This window comes from Fulvimarina pelagi HTCC2506 (assembly GCF_000153705.1).
Classification (GTDB): Bacteria; Pseudomonadota; Alphaproteobacteria; order Rhizobiales; family Rhizobiaceae; genus Fulvimarina; species Fulvimarina pelagi.
The window spans coordinates 3,486,041-3,504,331 of record NZ_DS022272.1 but is presented as its reverse complement, the minus strand read 5'-3'; the positions used below and the strand labels follow the sequence as shown (position 1 = coordinate 3,504,331).

At 62.2% G+C, this 18,291-nt stretch carries 16 protein-coding genes; 7 read left to right on the top strand and 9 right to left on the bottom strand.

The features are described 5' to 3' along the window. Positions 1-114: 114 nt before the first annotated feature. The 9 genes from FP2506_RS16230 to FP2506_RS16190 form a co-directional block, all read right to left on the bottom strand. Entirely contained in the window at positions 115-1,218 is a 1,104-nt protein-coding gene (locus tag FP2506_RS16230; protein WP_007068679.1) for a BMP family ABC transporter substrate-binding protein, read from the bottom strand. 29 nt (positions 1,219-1,247) lie between these two features. Continuing rightward, the gene (locus FP2506_RS16225; protein ID WP_040490152.1) at positions 1,248-2,156 is read right to left on the bottom strand and encodes an ABC transporter permease; all 909 of its coding nucleotides are present in this window, start codon (positions 2,154-2,156) and stop codon (positions 1,248-1,250) included. A 2-nt stretch (positions 2,157-2,158) separates the two neighbouring features. After that, positions 2,159-3,283 (bottom strand): ABC transporter permease, encoded by a 1,125-nt coding sequence (locus FP2506_RS16220; protein ID WP_007068677.1) that lies wholly within the window; start codon positions 3,281-3,283, stop codon positions 2,159-2,161. Next, positions 3,283-4,833, bottom strand: coding sequence for an ABC transporter ATP-binding protein (locus FP2506_RS16215; protein WP_007068676.1), 1,551 nt, complete (start codon positions 4,831-4,833; stop codon positions 3,283-3,285). The genes FP2506_RS16220 and FP2506_RS16215 overlap by 1 nt, the downstream gene beginning before the upstream one ends. 44 nt (positions 4,834-4,877) lie before the next feature. Beyond that, positions 4,878-5,684 (bottom strand): xanthine dehydrogenase accessory protein XdhC, encoded by an 807-nt coding sequence (xdhC, locus tag FP2506_RS16210; RefSeq protein ID WP_007068675.1) that lies wholly within the window; start codon positions 5,682-5,684, stop codon positions 4,878-4,880. Next, a complete protein-coding gene (xdhB, locus tag FP2506_RS16205) occupies positions 5,681-8,098 on the bottom strand; it encodes a xanthine dehydrogenase molybdopterin binding subunit (protein WP_007068674.1) in 2,418 nt (805 codons plus the stop codon). The genes xdhC and xdhB overlap by 4 nt, the downstream gene beginning before the upstream one ends. Beyond that, a complete protein-coding gene (gene xdhA, locus FP2506_RS16200; RefSeq protein ID WP_007068673.1) occupies positions 8,098-9,600 on the bottom strand; it encodes a xanthine dehydrogenase small subunit in 1,503 nt (500 codons plus the stop codon). Before xdhA ends, xdhB begins: the two co-directional genes overlap by 1 nt. Next, the gene (gene uraH / locus FP2506_RS16195) at positions 9,600-9,968 is read right to left on the bottom strand and encodes a hydroxyisourate hydrolase (RefSeq protein WP_007068672.1); all 369 of its coding nucleotides are present in this window, start codon (positions 9,966-9,968) and stop codon (positions 9,600-9,602) included. The genes xdhA and uraH overlap by 1 nt, the downstream gene beginning before the upstream one ends. A gap of 521 nt (positions 9,969-10,489) precedes the next feature. Further along, positions 10,490-11,158, bottom strand: coding sequence for a DUF1236 domain-containing protein (locus FP2506_RS16190; protein ID WP_007068670.1), 669 nt, complete (start codon positions 11,156-11,158; stop codon positions 10,490-10,492). Between the two features lie 388 nt (positions 11,159-11,546). On the opposite strand from FP2506_RS16190, the gene puuE reads away from it, so the two are divergent. The 7 genes from puuE to FP2506_RS16155 all read left to right on the top strand — a co-directional run bounded on the left by puuE (position 11,547) and on the right by FP2506_RS16155 (position 18,251). Beyond that, the gene (gene puuE / locus FP2506_RS16185; protein WP_007068669.1) at positions 11,547-13,019 is read left to right on the top strand and encodes an allantoinase PuuE; all 1,473 of its coding nucleotides are present in this window, start codon (positions 11,547-11,549) and stop codon (positions 13,017-13,019) included. Then, entirely contained in the window at positions 13,016-14,050 is a 1,035-nt protein-coding gene (gene alc, locus FP2506_RS16180) for an allantoicase (protein ID WP_007068668.1), read from the top strand. The genes puuE and alc overlap by 4 nt, the downstream gene beginning before the upstream one ends. After that, positions 14,038-14,529, top strand: a complete 492-nt coding sequence (locus FP2506_RS16175; RefSeq protein ID WP_007068667.1) for an ureidoglycolate lyase — start codon at positions 14,038-14,040, stop codon at positions 14,527-14,529. Before alc ends, FP2506_RS16175 begins: the two co-directional genes overlap by 13 nt. 143 nt (positions 14,530-14,672) lie before the next feature. Beyond that, complete coding sequence (locus FP2506_RS16170) at positions 14,673-15,431, top strand: ABC transporter ATP-binding protein (RefSeq protein ID WP_007068666.1); 759 nt, start codon at positions 14,673-14,675, stop codon at positions 15,429-15,431. Continuing rightward, positions 15,424-16,128 (top strand): ABC transporter ATP-binding protein, encoded by a 705-nt coding sequence (locus FP2506_RS16165; RefSeq protein WP_007068665.1) that lies wholly within the window; start codon positions 15,424-15,426, stop codon positions 16,126-16,128. Before FP2506_RS16170 ends, FP2506_RS16165 begins: the two co-directional genes overlap by 8 nt. Before the next feature lie 228 nt (positions 16,129-16,356). Beyond that, positions 16,357-17,241 carry a branched-chain amino acid ABC transporter permease gene (locus FP2506_RS16160; protein ID WP_007068664.1) on the top strand — a complete coding sequence of 295 codons (885 nt, stop codon included), beginning with the start codon at positions 16,357-16,359 and terminating at the stop codon, positions 17,239-17,241. After that, positions 17,238-18,251, top strand: a complete 1,014-nt coding sequence (locus FP2506_RS16155) for a branched-chain amino acid ABC transporter permease (protein ID WP_007068663.1) — start codon at positions 17,238-17,240, stop codon at positions 18,249-18,251. Before FP2506_RS16160 ends, FP2506_RS16155 begins: the two co-directional genes overlap by 4 nt. Positions 18,252-18,291: the final 40 nt, after the last annotated feature.

Sequence of the window (18,291 nt, the reverse complement as noted above, 5' to 3'; positions counted from 1 at the left end):
CGAGGAGAGTTGGGGACCCATGTCTGAGGCTCGGTCGCGGGTCGAGCCCCCCGAAACAGACCCCGGCCAGGAGGCAGGGGGTGACCATGGTTCAGAGACTTAGGCCGCCTGCCCTCAGCTCTGTACCCCTTCCACATACCAGTCCATCTTCAACAGCTCTTCTTCCGTCATCGTCTCGCCTTCCGGCACACGGATTTCGCCGGACTGATCGCGGATCGGGCCCGTGAAGACCTCGTAGTTTCCTGCTTTGGTATCATCGTAGACCTTCTGGGCGGCGGCTTTCACGTCGTCTGGCATGGCGTCATTGAACGGGGACATGACCACCTCGCCGTCCTCCATGCCGAGCCAGACATTGCCGGGCTCCCAGGTGCCGTCCATCACTGCCTGAACGCGCTTGGTGTAATAGGGGCACCATTCATCGATAATCGCCGTCATGTGCGCGTTCGGCGCAAAGCTTGTCATATCGGAAGCCTGGCCGAATGCGATCGCGCCGGCCTTTTCGGCCGCCTGAAGCGGGGCGGGCGAATCCGTATGCTGGGTGATGACGTCGGCGCCCTGAGAAAGCAGCGCATTTGCCGCATCGGCCTCCTTCGCAGGGTCGTACCAGGAGTTCACCCAAACCACCTGAGTGGTAAATTCAGGGTCCTGCTTCTGTGCAGCAAGCTGGAAGGCGTTGATACCCATGACGACTTCCGGGATCGGGAAGGAGGCGATGTAGCCTGCCTTGCCGCTGTCGGACATCATACCAGCGATTGTGCCGAGCACAGCGCGGCCCTGATAGAACTTCGCGTTGTAGAGTGCCATGTTGTCGCCGCCGGGATTGAAGCCCGTTGCGTGCTCGAACTTCACGTCCGGAAACTGCTGGGCGACCTTCACGGTTGGGTTGCCGAAGCCGAAGGACGTGGTGAAGACGATGTCCGCTCCGTCCTGGGCGAGTTGGCGGATGACGCGCTCGGCGTCGGGACCTTCGGCGACATTTTCCACGAAGGTCGTCTCGACACTGTCACCGAGTTCCTCGACCATGCATTGGCGGGCTTGGTCATGGGCGTATGTCCAGCCGAAATCGCCGACTGGGCCGACATAGACGAAGCCGGCCTTTACCGGTTCCTGACCGCCAGCGCCCTCGCCCGAATCCTGCGCCATTGTGGACGGAACCGCGAAGACGATCGCGGCGATGCTGGCGGCAGCGAGAAGCCGGCGCTTGGTGATCTCAAACATGAAACTCTCCTGTTGTACCATGCTGTCTGTCAGGCCGTGGCCCGGAAAGGTTTAGCCAGGCAGGCGGGCGCATTGGCCCCACCCTGCGGGGCGAACGAGATGATCGCAAGAACGGCGACCGTCGCGAGATAGGGAAGCGCGGCGAGGAACTCCGGCGCGAACATGTTGAAGCCGGCGGCCTTGGCCTGGAGCTCCATGGTGATGACGAGCCCGAAGAGATAAGCGCCGAGCAATACGCGGCCCGGTTTCCACGAGGCGAAGACAACGAGGGCGATGGCGATCCAGCCACGCCCGGCCGTCAGCCGTTCGGCCCACATCGGCGTCAGAACGAGGGAATAATAACACCCGGCGAGACCCGCCATCGCTCCGCCGAAGAGGACGGCGAGATAGCGGATCCTCAGCACTGGATAGCCGATCGCATGCGCCGCATCGTCGGATTCGCCGACCGCGCGCAGGATGAGTCCGGGTCGGGAATGCTTGAGGAACCACCAGACGGCAATCGTGAGCGCGATGCCGAGATAAACCAGCGGCGAGTGGCCGAAGAGAAGCCGCAGAAGCGGATTATCGAAAGCAAAGAGAGGTCCAAGCGTCGATGTCGTGATGCCGACGAACGGCGCGCCGATGAGCGCGGAAACGCCAGTGCCGAAGATCGTCAGGGCAAGGCCGGTCGCGACCTGGTTCGCCATCAGCGAAAGCGTCAGAAAGGCAAAGACCGACGACACGAGAGCTCCGGCAATGAGCGCTGCGATCGCACCCAGTGTCGGCACGCCGGTTGAATAGGCAACGGCGAAGCCCGCGACAGCGCCGATCAGCATCATGCCCTCGACGCCGAGGTTCAGGACGCCGGATTTTTCCACGACAAGTTCGCCGAGGGCGGCAATCAGAAGCGGCGTCGCGGCGCCTGCGATTGTCATCATGATCGCCACGGTGAGTTGCACGCTCATGCCCTCGCTCCCTCCGCCTCCACAGGAGTGACACCGCTGGTATTTGCAGTCGGCGAAGGCTTCGGCGCGGTTCGCTTAAGCCGGTAGGAGGCGAGGATGTCGAAGCCAAGCAGGAAGAACAGCATCAGGGCCTGAAATACGCCGGCCGCAGCATTCGGTAGACCGATGGCCGTCTGGGCGTTCTCGCCGCCCACATAGGTGAGCGCCAGCACGAAGCTCGCGATCAGGATTCCGAGCGGGTTCAGCCGTCCGAGAAAGGCGACGATGATCGCCGTATAGCCGTAGCCTGTAGGGAATTGCGGCACCATTTGCCCGAACGGGCCGGAAGCTTCCAGAATACCCGCGAGTCCCGCAAGGCCGCCGCCGACGAGCAGCGCGAGCCAGACCGTGGAACTGGCCGAAAAGCCCGCAAACCGCGCCGCCTTGGGGCTCGCGCCGACGCTGCGCACCTGAAACCCGACGATGGTGCGGGTCATGACGCCCCAGGCGGTCAGCGCGATGGCAGCGGCAATCGGTACGCCGAGATGGATGAGCGTTCCTGACGCCATCATGGGCAGTGTCTGGTCGGACGTGAACATCGCCGTCTGCGGGAAGCCGAAGGCCATCGGATCCTTCCACGGGGCGCGCATCAGGTAATAGAGGAGTTGGATCGCTACGTAATTCAGCATCAGCGAGGAAAGAATCTCGTTGACGCCGAGCTTGGTCTTCAGGATTGCCGGCACGGCTGCATAGGCCGCGCCCCAGATCATCCCCATCAGGATCATCGCTGGGAGAATCCAGCCCCCCGTCATATCGAGGGTCTGCAGCGCCACCCACGTCCCGCCAAGACCGCCGAGAATGTACTGGCCCTCCGCCCCGATATTCCAGACATTGGCGCGAAAGCCGATCGCGAGTCCCGTCGCGATGATCGCGAGCGGCGCAGCTTTCACCAGAAGGTCCTGCCATCGGTAGGTATTGGTGAGCGGTGCGATGAAGATCTCGTAGACTGCCGAGAGTCCGTTGTGGCCGAGAAAGGTGAAGAGGATCGCGCCGGTAACGAGCGCGCCGAAGACGGCGATCACCGGGGCCGCGAGGTTGGCTTTGCGGCTCGCTTCGCCCCGGGGCTCCAGTTCCCAGCCCATCACGCGGCTTTCCCGCGATGCATCTCGGCGTCCGCTGCTGCGTCGTCCTCGCCGTGGACGCCGCCCATCAAGAGGCCGATCTTCTCGATCGACACCGTCTTAACGTCCATCGTCTCCGACAGCTTGCCGGCGTTGATCACGGCAAGCCGGTCGCAGAGCTCGAGGAGTTCGTCGAGATCCTGGCTGACGAGGAGGATCGCGGCCCCCTTGGCGGCAAGGTCGATCATTGCCTGACGGATGAAGCCGGCCGCGCCCGCATCGACGCCCCAGGTCGGCTGGGAGACGATGAAGACCGCCGGATCGGTCATGATCTCGCGGCCGACGACGAATTTCTGCAGGTTTCCGCCGGAGAGGCTGCCGGCCTTGGCCTTCGGGCCGGTCGCCTTCACCGAGAATGCCTCGATGACGGTTCTCGCGTAATCATGGGCCTTGCCGGTGCGCAGAATGCCGCTGCCGGCGAGCAATTTCGGACCTCGTGCGGACAAAAGCGTGTTCTCGGCAAGCGTCATCTGGCCGATCGCGGCATGGCCGTTCCGCTCCTCTGGAAGGGCAGCAAGTCCCGCGCGCCGACGCGCGCCGACGCCGAGCTTGGAAAGATCGCTGCCATCAAGCCTGATAACGCCGGAAACGCCATCCGTCCGTTCGCCGGAAAGCACCGAGATAAGCTCGTTCTGGCCGTTGCCGGCGACCCCCGCGATGCCGAGGATTTCGCCCGAACGGATCGCAAAGGACACGTCCTTCAGGCTGACACCGAAGGGCGGCTCACCGGGCGCCGAGAGGTTCGAGATCGCGAAACGCTCTTCGCCGTAGACGCCATCGTTCTTGGGAGAAAGGTCCTTCAGGCTGCCGCCGATCATCATCTCGGCCATGGAGCGCGCGGTTTCCTCAGCCGGATCGCAGGTGGCGACCACCTTGCCGCCGCGCAGCACTGTTGCTGTGTCGCATAGCGCTTTGATCTCGTGAAGCTTGTGGGAAATGTAGAGGATCGAGCAGCCCTCGGCCTTCAGCTGGCGGAGGGTGTCGAACAATCGGTCCACTTCCTGCGGCGTCAGCACGGAGGTCGGCTCGTCCATGATGAGCAGTTTCGGGTTCTGGATCAACGCGCGGACGATCTCTATGCGCTGGCGCTCGCCGACCGACAGCGTATGAACGTCGCGGTGCGGATCGAGCGACAGACCATAGGTGTTGAGCACATGCCGGATTTTCTCCTCCAGTTCCCGACGAGGCGGAGGATTGTCCATGCCGAGCGCGATATTCTCGAGCACCGTCATCGCCTCAAACAGCGAGAAATGCTGGAATACCATGCCGATGCCGAGTGACCGAGCAGCATGAGGTGAAGCGATTTCGACCTTCCGTCCATCGAAGGCGATAGTCCCTTCGTCAGCGCGCTGGACGCCGTAGATGATCTTCACGAGAGTCGATTTGCCGGCCCCGTTCTCGCCGAGGAGTGCGTGAATTTCGCCCGGCGCGACGGCAAACGAGACGTTCTCGTTGGCAATCACGCCCGGAAAGCGTTTGGTGATCCCGTTCAGCTCGAGACGCAACGTCATGTATCGCGGGCTATCCCATTCAATTCGTTCGTCGCACTATGGCACTACAAAACCGCATCTGCCAAGCGAACGGGCATTGTTTTCTGTTGACCGGAAAGAAGGCATGTACAGAGCTCGGCCGCTGTCATCGCGGCGATGACTTCCGGGCGCTTGTCCCGCAGCGCGGAACCGCCTACGGGCAGGGTCAACCGGCTGATCTCGGCCTCGAGGCCTATTTCTCTCAGATAGGTCTTGAACCGCGCGCGCTTCGTCGCCGAACCGATCATGCCGACATAAGCGGTGTCCCGACGACGAAGCGCTTCCGCGGCGATCAGAAAATCGAGAGCATGGTCATGGGTCATCACGACAAAGGCAGCATCGGATGGGGCATCGGCGACCATCGTTTCCGGCATGGCGGCGGCGACTGTACGAATTGACTCGGGCAGTCCGGCGAGCGTCTCGGAACGCGGATCGACAAGCGTAACGTTGAGCGGCAGAGGCGCGAGCGCAAGGGCAAGCGCACGGCCCGTATGCCCCGCGCCAAAGAGGAAGACGTTCGGCCGCATCGCATCTCGCGACGCCGCCTCCACGCGCCGTCGGCTCAACGTGGTTTCATCGGCGCGTTCGAAGAGAAGATCAACGCGGCCGCCGCAACACTGGCCGATTTCAGGTCCCAGCGGCACCGAGCGCTCTTCCCGCGTCGCGCCGGTCGCAAGCATCTGCCGGGCGGTCTCGATGGCATCGAATTCCAGGCGCCCGCCGCCGATCGTGCCATCGGCATGGTCGGACGTGACCATCATCGCGGCCCCTGCCTCCCGCGGCGTCGAGCCGTAGGCGCGAGTGATGGTAACGAGGATGGCGTCTTGCTTCATCCCCTGACCCCTTCGACCGCCTTCAATACGCGTTCCGGCGTCGCCGGGGCGTCGAGATCGGGGAAGGCCTTGCCGTCGCCGGCTGCGATCACCGCATCGGTCAGAGCCGAGAACACCGAGATCGCCAACATAAAGGGCGGTTCGCCGACGGCTTTTGAGCGATAGATCGTGTCGGAGCGGTTCTCGCCCTTCTCCCAGATCGCGATGCGCAGATCGTCCGGCCGATCGTTGGCGGTCGGGATCTTGTAGGTGGAGGGGGCGTGGGTCTTCAGCCGTCCCTTGTCGTCCCACCAGAGCTCTTCCATGGTGAGCCAGCCCATGCCCTGGATGAAGCCGCCCTCGATCTGCCCCCGGTCGATCGCCGGATTCAGCGATGTTCCGCAATCGTGCAGGATATCGGCTCGCAAAAGCTTGTATTCGCCGGTGAGCATGTCGATGACGACCTCCGAACAGGCCGCGCCATAGGCGAAATAGTAGAAGGGCTGGCCGCTCGCGCTCTCGCGGTCGTAATGGATGTCGGGCGTGGCGTAAAAGCCTGTCGAAGAGAGCGAGATGCGGGCGAGATAGGCTTCGCCCACGAGATCGGCGAAGCGCTTTTCCTCGTTGCCGATCAGCACACGGTTCGCCGCGAACACCACCTGTTCCTCGGGCACATGATAGCGGCCACAGGCATAGTCGATCAGCCGGTTCTTGATCGTCCGCGCCGCCGCTTGCGCCGCCATGCCATTAAGATCGGAGCCCGAGGAGGCCGCCGTCGCCGACGTGTTCGGCACTTTCGCGGTCGTCGTCGCGGTGATCTTTACCTTTTCGATGTCGATCTGGAATTCCTCGGCCACCACCTGGGCGACCTTCACGAAGAGCCCCTGCCCCATCTCCGTGCCGCCATGGTTCAGGTGAACGGAGCCGTCCTTGTAGACATGGACGAGCGCGCCAGCCTGATTGAGATGGCTGGTGGTGAAGGAGATGCCGAATTTCACCGGCGTCAGGGCGAGACCCTTTTTCAGCACGGGGCTTTGGGCGTTGAACTGGCGGATCGCCTCGCGCCGGGCGCGATAGCCCGATGTCACCTCCAGTTCCTCGACCAGTTCGGCAATGATCGAGTCGGTGACAGGCATATGATAGGGCGTCACACCCGGCGCGCGGTCTGAATCGAAGGATGGGTAGAGATTGACCTTGCGCACGTCGAGCGGATCGATCCCGGTCTCGAAGGCAATTCGGTCCATCACCCGCTCGATGCCGACCATGCCCTGCGGCCCGCCGAAACCGCGAAAAGCGGTGTTGGAGACAGTATGCGTCTTCAGGCGGCGCGACAGGATGCGCGCGGCGGGAAGGCTGTAGGCATTGTCGGCGTGGAACATCGCCCGATCGGCGATGGCGGCGGACAGGTCACGCGAATAACCGCAGCGCACGAGATGGGAGAAATCGCCCGCCGCGATGCGGCCGTTCCCGGAAAAGCCGACCGCATAATTGATCGTGACCTCGTGGCGCTTGCCGGTCATCTCCATGTCGTCGTCCCGGTCGAGCCGGCATTTCACGGGCCGCCCGGTCTTGACCGCCGCAAGCGCGGTAACGGCCGCGAAGAGTGCCGGTTGGCTCTCCTTTCCGCCGAAGCCACCGCCCATGCGCCGCACCTCGACCGTCACAGCATGGTCCGGCACACCTAGCATCTTCGCGACATTGTGCTGGACCTCGGAAGGGTGCTGGGTGGAGGAGCGCACCAGAACGTCGCCATCTTCGAGGGGGATCGAGTATGCGATCTGGCCTTCGAGATAGAAGTGATCCTGTCCGCCTACCGCGACGCGGCCGAGGACACGGTGCGGGGCGCCCTCGAGCGCAGCATCCACATCACCGATCCGCATTTCATGGGGATCGAGAAGGTCGTGCCCCGCCTCTCCGGCTGCAGCCAGCGCCTGTTCGATGGTGATCGCCGCCGGCAGTTCCTCGTATTCGACGATCGCAAGTTTCGCCGCACGCCTCGCGAGATCGATCGTTTCGGCTGCGACGGCGAAGATCGGCTGGCCGACATACTGGACGAGGGCCTCGGGACCGCTTGTCTGCGGGAAGATCGGATCGTCGCCGAAGACCGGCGAGTAGTCGTTCTGGCCGGGGATGTCGTTGGCCGTCAGGACGCAGGCGACGCCGGGAACATCGCGGACTTTCGAAACATCGAGCGAGACGATCCGCGCATGGGCCTTCTCGCTCATGGCGATATAAATCTGCAGCGTGCCCGGCAGTTCAGGCTCGTCGTCGACATATCGGGCAGCGCCCGAGACATGCTTCACGCCGCTGTCGTGGATGCGTTTGGTATGAACGCCGCCCTTGATCGCCCGTTCATGGGTCGGTGGGCGCTCGCCGAGTTCGGCGATCGACGGTTCGCCTGCCCCGGAGCGATCCTGGATGCGGGTTTCGTCCATCACGCCGTTCCTCTCGCCTCGCCGGTCTCGAAACCGGCTATACGGGCCGGTCTTTCCGCGGTGAGTTCCAATCGGAAGCGTTCGAGGAGGTTCTGCGCCGCCTTCAGCCGATATTCGCTCGACGCCCGCATGTCGGTCAACGGCCGGAAATCCTCGGCGAGCGCAGCCTGCGCATCGCGGACCGCCACCGCATCGAAAGGCCGACCACAGAGCACGGCTTCCGCATGGCTTGCCCGTTTCGGCACGCCGGCCATGCCGCCGAAGGCGAGGCGGGCTTCGCTCACAAGCTCACCGTCGAATGTCAACCGGAAGGCCGCCATGACGGCGGAGATGTCGGAGTCGAAGCGTTTCGAGATTTTATGCGCGAAATAACGCTGGTCGTCTTCCAGCCGCGGCACTTCGAGCGCGACCACGAATTCGCCCGGTGCGCGGTCCTGCTTGCCGTATTCGACGAAGAAGCGCTCCAGATCGAGAACGCGCATGTCCTCACCCTTGCGCAGATAGAGCCGTGCGCCGAGGGCAATCAGACAGGGCGGCAGGTCGCCGATGGGCGAGCCGTTGGCAATATTTCCGCCGACCGTACCCGCATTGCGGATCTGCGCGCCGGCGAAGCGGCGCATCATCTCGCCGAGGTCGGGGTGGATATCGGCGAGGGTTTCCAGCGCTTCCGTATGAGTGACGCCGGCCCCGAAATAGAGGACGCCAAGCCGCTCCTCGATCATCTGCAGATCGCGCACCTTGGAGATGTCGATGAGGACGGAAAGATCGCGATGTTGCTTGGTCACCCAAAGCCCGACGTCCGTCGCACCCGCAACGAGGGTTGCATCGGGATGCGCGCCATAGATGTCAGCGAGATCGTCGACATTTTCCGGCGCGAACCAGAGCTGCGGCCCGCCGGAGCTTTCGGCCTCGTAGCGGAAGATCGCACCGTTCTGGATGTCTCCAAGGCGTTTGGCGAGCGCCAGATCCTCGCCTAATGTGTCCGGCTTCGGAAGCTTCGCCAGCGTCTCGCCCGCATCGATGATCGGGCCGTAGCCGGTGCAGCGGCATAAGTTTCCGGAAATCTGATCCTTCACCGCCTGGCGATCCGTCAGCTTTCCGCCGTCCCAGGCGGAAAAGAGCTGGACGACGAAGCCCGGCGTACAGAAACCGCATTGGCTGGCGTGGCCCTCCACCATCGCCTCGCGCAGGGCGTCCGCCCCGTCCGCGCCGCGATGGCTGCCGAGCTTTTCCACGGTCTCGATCGCGCGGCCGTTCATGGCGGGCAGGAACTGGATGCAGGCGTTCACCGGCCGGCGTTTCAGGCCGCCATTGCCGTCGTTTTCCGAGATCAGCACCGTGCAGGCCCCGCAATCGCCCTCGGCGCAACCTTCCTTGGTGCCGGTCAGGCGCTCGGTCTCGCGCAGGTATCGCAGAAGCGTCGTTGTCGCGGGCTGGCCGGAGACGGAGCGCGCCTCACCATTCAGAAGAAAGCGGATCGGCTGTGCAGACTGATCGCTCATCAACTCCCCCGATAGGTGGAATAGCCGAAGGGAGACATCAGAAGCGGCACGTGATAATGGGTATGCTCGCTCATTCCGAAACGGATCACGACTTCGTCGAGGAATTTCGGGTCGGGCAGATCGAGGTCGAGCCCGTCGAAGTAAGCGCCTGCTTCGAAGACCAGTTCGTAGAGCCCGATCTGGAAATCGTCTGCGCCGAGAATCGGCCCGTCGCAGCGGCCATCGCTGTTCGTGGTCAAATCCGCAATCTGATCGCGGGCCCCGCTGGAGCCGACCCAATAGAGCTTGATTCTGAGACCGCGAGCGGGCTGGCCGGTCGCGGTATCCAGCACATGGGTCGTCAGTGTGCCGCCGCTTTCGCCCGCCATCCTGCGCCTCGATTTCGTTCTCTGGGCTTTGATGATGCACTGCAAGGGCGTAGGGCTGCAAGAGGAACGAGGGCTATCCCATTGCATTGAAACCAAAAGCAGAACAGGAGCGCAGGACAATCAAAGCGCTCAGCGCTCCTCCCAATCCATTTCCTGCAACGAAATGGCATTCGACGAACCCCGCGACTGCCGCCCCCCATGTATCAGAAAAATCAAATGAGATAGATGTGTCCTGCGACGGCTCTGTATCCCGTCGAGAAACTTGAACGAGCGACCAGTCCGGTCTCCTGAAAAACTTCGATTGCAGCAGCACGACCGGTTTGGTGCGGTTTGATGAGGCGGCCACCAGCTTCGGGTTTCGTTACCTCGTTTTCGCGATTTACCAACGGCCAATCGTTACCTTCATGTCGAAACCGCCGACGCCTGGGACAGTCAGGGTGCGGATGCGACCTTGGTAAACACGCAAAATGAAAAACGGGCGCCCAAGGGACGCCCGCTTCCATACATTCTGACCGCTGAAGTCAGCGGACGATGTAGACGATCTGCCTAGTGCCCGGATCGACGAGAACCTGCTGCCCGTTCACATTGGCGTATTCGTATTCGTATTCCGGGACCGGGTTCAGCTGGACGTTCTCCGGGATGCCCGCACCGACGACGGTCTCGCCCTCGAGATAGACGGGCTCGGCCGGATTGGAGCGAACATATTCGACGCGCTCGTCGGGCGGATTAAGAGCCGCGCCGGCCGCCAAACCGACACCGCCGCCGACGGCCGCGCCAACCGGGCCGCCTACAAGCGCGCCGATCGTGGCACCTGCTGCTGCACCGGCAACCTCGCCTGCACCACCATCATCCTCATAGGTGACGGTGGGGATTGCTTCGGGTGCTGCTTGGCGCCGCTGCACCACGACGACCGTCTCACCATCGACGTCCGTTGTCAGATACTGCGCCGAAGCCCAGCCCTGCGTCCCGTCAACGGTGACCTGGCACCAGCTACCGCCTTCAGTGCAGCCGGCGAGAGTACCAGCCGAGCCCTGCGGCAGGACGCCGATGATTTCGTAGTTTGGACCCGGGCCTGCGCGAACGTTCAGATCCGTGGTCGAGGAAACGGCTGTCTGTGCGAGTGACGGGGTCGCCGCGAGAGCGGCGAGCGAAGCGCCGGCTACGAGAGCCGTGGTACGAAGAACTTTCATCGAGATATACTCCGAATTTTTGGCCGCCGCTGTCGTCTCGCGGCGGGTCGACCAAGAAAGATCGGAGCAGGGGCATCGGTTCCCAAGTTTTTGATGAACGAACACTATTGGCGTTGTTCATACGCCGTTCATGTCGCCAACCTCCCCTGTGAAATAGGGTTTTAGGGCTGCCAGTAAGCAAAATCCTGGAACGCTAGGCAAGAATTCGACACAATATCTCCTTGTAAAAGCCATGAATCCGAAGGCTGGATCGATGCGTCGATGTATTCGAAGGGTCTTTTCTTGACCTCGAACCACGTCTCTCCGCCCAGTCCTGCTCGATCGCACCATTGCGGCGCTCAGCGGCAATCGGCTACGAGGATGCCTCGAACGTCAGGTCCTCCACCCAATGAAATCATACCGCTATCCCCGTGATCTGCATGGCTATGGTGCTCGGCCGCCGGATCCACGATGGCCGAACCCGAACGGCTCCGGCCCGTCGAAGATCTGTGTCCAGTTCGTCGTCAACTACGAAGAGGGCGGCGAGAACGCGGTCCTTCACGGCGACAAGGCATCGGAGGCTTTCCTCTCGGAGATCGTCGGCGCGAGCGCGTGGGACGGCCAACGCCATATGAACATGGAGTCGATTTACGAATACGGCGCGCGCGCCGGCTTCTGGCGTCTCCACCGCATGTTCACCGAGCGCGGGATGCCGGTCACGGTCTATGGAGTCGCGACTGCTCTCGCCCGCAATCCCGCCGTCGTCGCTGCCATGCAGGACGCCCACTGGGAGATCGCCTCGCACGGGCTGAAATGGATCGAGTACAAGGAGTTCGACCGGGACGCCGAGCGCAAGCATATGGAGGCGGCGATCGCGCTCCACGAGGCGATTACCGGCGGGAAACCGAAGGGCTGGTACACGGGACGATCTTCGATCCACACCTTGGAGCTTGCCGCCGAGTACGGCGGTTTCGCCTATGCATCCGACGCCTATGCCGACGATCTGCCCTATTGGCAGGAGACCGAGACGAACCCGCTCCTCGTGATTCCCTATACCCTCGATACCAACGACATGCGGTTCGCGACGCCTCAAGGCTTCAATTCCGGGGACCAGTATTTCACGTTTCTGAAGGATGCCTTCGACACCCTCTATGCCGAGGGCGAGGCCGGAAGCGCGAAGATGCTCAACATCGGCCTTCACTGCCGACTCGTCGGTCGCCCGTCACGCGCGGCAGCTTTGGCGAAATTCCTCGATTATGTTCAGTCGAAGCCGGATGTCTGGGTCGCCAAGCGAATCGAAATCGCCGAGCACTGGCGCTCGCGATTTCCCTATCGAGCCCGGTTCCGGCCGAGCGGTATGGAATGGGAAGCCTTCGTCTCGCTCTTCGGGGGCGTTTACGAGCATTCACCCTTCATCGCCGAACGCGCCTATAGATTCGGCCTGTCCCCCGCCTTCGATACGGCAGAGACGCTCGCTGCGGGCATGGCGCGGGAATTCCGACTTGCCGGCGAAAGCGAACGGCAGCTTGTGCTTCAGGCTCACCCCGATCTTGCCGGCAAGCTCGCGATTGCCGGCGAACTGACCGAACGTTCCAAGGCCGAACAGGCCGGTGCCGGGCTCGACCGACTGAGCAAGGACGAATTCCAGCGCTTCACCCAGCTCAACACCACCTATCGCGACCGCTTCGGCTTTCCATTCATCATTGCCGTCAAAGGCAAGACGAAGGACGACATTCTCGCCGCCTTCGAAACCCGCCTCGACAACGATCGCGAGGCCGAATTCGAGATGGCCTGCCGCGAAGTCGAGAAGATCGCGGCCTTCCGGATCGCCGCGATCTTCGAGAAAGAGAATGCCGGATCAACGGCCAAGGACACGCAATGAGCTTCGAACGCTTCCTTACCTCCAACCCCCTTGCCGAAGAGCCCGAGCTCCTGCGGAAATTTGTGGATCTTGCTCACCCGCGCCTCGGCACGAAGGTCACTTTCGCGACCGACGATTTCTTCGCAGACAAGTCGCGCATGATCTTGCCTGAGCCCCCGCTCTTCTACCCGGACCGGTTCGACGATCACGGCAAGTGGATGGACGGCTGGGAGTCCCGCCGCAAGCGCGAGCCCGGCCACGACCATGCGGTCGTCAAGCTCGGGCAGCGCGGCACGATCGCGGCTGTGGACATCGACACCTCGTTCTTCACCGGCAACTTCCCGCCCGAAGCAAAGATCGAAGCAGCCGATGTGCCGGGTGAGCCCGGCGAGAACGACTGGCAGCCGCTCGTCGGTAAACGATCGCTACGAGGCGATTCGCACAATCTCGTCCATCTCGACGCACCCACCAGCGCGCGCTGGCTGCGCCTTCACATTTTTCCCGATGGTGGCGTCGCGCGGCTTCGGGTCTACGGCACGGTGGAGAAGGACTGGAGCGAAGTCGGCGCAGACGAAACCGTCGATCTCGCCGCCCTCGTCAATGGTGGCTCGGCTATCGCTTGGAACGATGCCCATTACGGCTCGCCTGCCAATATGCTCGCACCCGGTACGGCGCCGGTCATGTCAGACGGCTGGGAAACCGCGCGCCGCCGCACACCCGGCAACGACTGGTGCGTGATCCGTCTTGGACACCCCGGCACGATCGAGCGCATCCTCATCGACACAAAGCATTTCAAGGGAAACTACCCCGACCGATGCACCCTGCGCGCTGCTAAGCTCACTCAGAACCCGCAGCAGAGGGAGATCGAGGCGCTCTCCTCGCTATGGCCGGAAATCGTCACCTCGACCAAGCTCCAAGCCGATACGGAACTGACGATCGAAGGGCGCGACATCGAACGCCACGGCGCTATCAGTCACGTCCGCCTCGACATCTTCCCCGATGGCGGAATTTCGCGCCTGCGGCTTTTCGGGAAAAAAACATGTGGGAATTGAAGACAACCCCCCTCTCTGCCGACGCATTCCGTCCCTTCGGCGAGGTCATCGAGACCGACAACGCGTCCGAAATCCGGCTCATCAACAAGGGCACGACCACCCGCTTCCACGACATCGCTCCGGTGGATGTATCGGCGGAAGGCGGACATCCGCTGATATCGATCTTTCGTGGAAAGCCCTTCGATTTCCCCATCCGGATCGAGATGATGGAACGCCATCCGCTCGGCAGTCAGGCCTTCATGCCGCTTTCTGCCCGGCCCTATCTCATCGTCGTCGCGCATGACGAAAGCGGAGCGCCTGGCGAACCGGTCGCCTTTCTCGCCGCGCCGGGTCAGGGCATCTCCTATCACCGCAATGTCTGGCATCACCCGTTGCTGGCGCTCGAGGAGGTATCCGATTTCCTCGTGGTCGACCGCGGCGGCAAGGGTGACAACCTTGAGGAGTCGGACTGCGCCGTGATCTACGAGATCGTCGCCTGAGTCGACATGCCGACTGGCGCGCATCGGGCGCCGCCGCAGTGTCTTCGGCGATTTACTCGCGGGACCAAATCCTTTGACCTAAACGTTCGAGTCTTGTTAGATCGCAGACGAAATGACGATTCGAGCTTTGGGAGGGGTAGCGATTGTCGAGCGCCGATTACGCCATCGAGACGCGTAATTTGACCAAGACGTTCAAAGGCTTCACGGCGGTTGACGACGTTTCCCTAAAAGTCGAGCGCGGCACCATCCACGCGCTGATCGGCCCGAACGGCGCCGGCAAATCGACGATGTTCAACCTGATCACGAAGTTCCTCGAGCCGACGACAGGCACGATCCTGCTGAACGGCAAAGACATCACGTCGCAAAAGCCGGCGCAGATCGCGCGGAAAGGTGCTGTCCGCTCGTTCCAGATCTCCTCGGTCTTCCCGCATCTGACGCTTCTGGAGAACATCCGCGTCGCCCTGCAGCGGCGGATGCACAATTCCTATCATTTCTGGAAGCCCGAATCGCGGCTCGACGTCCTGAACGATGATGCCCGCACCATCCTCACACAGGTAGGGCTCGAAGATTCCGAAAGCGTCCTTGCCACCGAATTGCCCTATGGCCGCAAGCGCCTGCTCGAACTTGCGACCACACTCGCACTCGAACCCAAGGTGATGCTGCTCGACGAGCCGATGGCCGGCATGGGAACCGGCGACGTCCAGCGAGTCGCCGATATCATCCGCCGAGTCGCCAAAGGGCGCACCGTGTTGATGGTGGAGCATAATCTCAGCGTCGTCGCCGACCTATCCGACACAATCACCGTGCTGCAGCTCGGCGCGGTGCTCGCCGAAGGCAGTTACGACGAGGTGAGCCAGAACCGGGAGGTCCGTTCGGCCTATATGGGCGAAGCCGATGACTGATACCCTTCTCCAGACAAAGAATCTGCAGGCCTGGTATGGAGAAAGCCACATCCTGCACGGGATAGAGTTTTCCGTTCCAAAGGGTCAGATCGTTACTTTACTCGGCCGCAACGGGGCCGGCAAGACAACGACGCTTCGCTCGATCATGGGTCTTGTCAAGAATCGGACGGGTTCTGTCGTCCATGAGGGGACCGAGACGATAAAACTCGCCTCCAACCAGATCGCCAAAAGAGGCATCGCGTACTGTCCGGAAGAGCGAGGCATCTTTTCCTCGCTCAACGTGAAGGAAAATCTGCAATTGCCGCCGGTGATCGCCGACGGCGGCATGAGCGAAGAGCGGGTTTACGAACTCTTTCCGATCCTCAAGACGCGGGGCAATAGCCAAGGCACCAAACTCTCGGGCGGTGAACAGCAGATGCTCGCGATTGCTCGGATCCTGCGGACCGGGGCGCAACTTCTTCTGCTCGACGAACCCACCGAGGGCCTCGCCCCGGTGATTGTCCAGCAGATCGGAGAGATCATCAAACGCCTGAAGGACGAGGGGTTCACCATCCTCCTCGTCGAACAGAACTTCCGCTTCGCCGAACGCATGGGCGATGTCCACTACGTCATCGAGCATGGCGAGGTGGTCGACCGGTTCGAGCGCGCGGAGATCGCTAACAACAGGGAAAAGATCACGGGCTATCTCGGCGTCTGACGCGCCGGATGCCGAGGTCTTGGGAGGACATGCGGATGATATCGACAGAATGTCTACTACCGGCAGGCGCCGACGGCGAAAACGCCGGAACGAGCCGCTAGGAGTTTGACAACACGCAAAGCGCGGCACCGACCGCTGACGCGTTCCATCCATTCCTGAAGAGCGGCTTCACGATCCGACAACGCCAACCGGATCCGTGACAATCGCAGATCGAGGATTTCGAAACCTATGGACTTTCTCGGAGTCCCCTTCCCGGTTTTCGCAGGCCAGCTCCTGATTGGGCTGATCAACGGCGCGTTCTACGCGGTTCTCAGCCTCGGTCTCGCGCTGATCTTCGGCCTTTTGAACATCGTCAACTTCGCCCATGGCGCGCTCTACATGGTCGGCGCCTTCGTCGCCTTCTTGCTGCTCGACATCCTCGGCATCGGCTACTGGCCGGCATTGCTTCTTTCGCCAATCATCGTCGGGCTCTTCGGTATGGTGATCGAGCGCTTCCTGCTCCGTCCCATCGCCGATCTCGACCATCTCTACGGTCTGCTTCTCACCTTCGGCCTCGCTCTCCTGATCGAGGGCTTTTTCCGCCAGATGTACGGCGTTTCGGGGGAAACCTACGCAATCCCAAGTATACTCCAGGGCGGCTTCAATCTGGGGTTCATGTTCCTGCCCACCTACCGCGCATGGGTCATCGTGGCGGCGATCATCGTCTGCGGCGCCACCTGGTTCCTGATCGAACAGACGCGGCTCGGCGCGACCATGCGCGCGGCGGTGGAAAACGCAGATCTCGTACGCGCCTTTGGCGTTAACGTGCCCCTGCTCGTGACGCTCACATACGGCCTTGGCGTCGCGCTCGCCGCCTTTGCCGGGGTACTCGCCGCGCCAATCTATTCGGTGAACCCTCTGATGGGCTCAAATATCATCATCGTCGTGTTCGCGATCGTCGTCATCGGTGGTCTCGGCTCGATCAAGGGCGCAATCATCTCCGGCTTCCTGCTAGGCCTGTGCGAAGGCCTGACGAGGGTCTATTATCCGGAGGCTTCCAACATCGTCATCTTCGTGGTCATGGCGATCGTCCTTGTCGTGAGACCCGCCGGACTGTTCGGGAAAACCGCATGACCGATACGACCAAAACCGACTTCAACAGGGCGGGCGAGGCGAAAGCCGGTACCGCATCGACTTCAGGCGCGGCGGCTGTCCTGACCGATATCCGGCTTTGGTCGGCGATCGGCATCGTCGTCCTCCTGATCCTGCCGCACTACGTCTACCCGGTGATGATCGCAAAGGTGCTCTGCTTCGCGCTCTTCGCGGCAGCCTTCAACCTGCTCCTCGGTTTTGCAGGGCTTCTGTCCTTCGGCCACGCAGCCTTCTTCGGCATGTCGGCCTATGTGACGGGCTACTGCCTGCAATCCCTCGGTTTTACCGCTGAACTCGGCATTCTGGCCGGCACCGCAGCCGGCGCTCTGCTCGGCCTGGCAATGGGCCTCCTCGCGATCCGGCGCCAAGGCATCTATTTCGCGATGATCACCCTGGCACTCGCCCAGATGGTCTATTTCGTCGCTCTCCAGGCGCCGTTCACGGGCGGCGAGGACGGGTTGCAGGGCGTGCCGCGACGCGACCTCTTCGGCATCATCGACATGTCGAGTAACATGAACGTCTACTATCTGGTGCTAGGCGTCTTCTGCATCGGCCTTTTCATCGTCTATCGCACAGTGCATTCGCCATTCGGACAGGTGCTGAAATCGATCCGCGAGAACGAGCCGCGGGCGATTTCCCTCGGCTACGATGCAGACCGCTACAAGCTGATGGCCTTCGTGCTGTCGGCCGCTCTCTCCGGTCTTGCCGGCTCGACCAAAGTCATGGTCTTCCAGCTCGCTTCGCTGACGGACATTCAATGGCAGATGAGCGGCGAAGTCGTCTTGATGGCGGTGCTCGGCGGCATCGGGACGATGGTCGGCCCCCTCGTCGGCGCGACGATCATCATCACGCTACAGAACGAACTCGCCCAGATCGGATCGGTATCGACCATCGTGCAGGGCGCCGTCTTCGTGTTCTGCGTGCTCGCCTTCCGGCGCGGCATCGTCGGAGAGATCAAACATCGCTGGACGACCTGGCGCGGCCGCTCCTGAGTGCGGCGTAGAGCCGCCTGAAAGCCCGCCCTCGGAACGA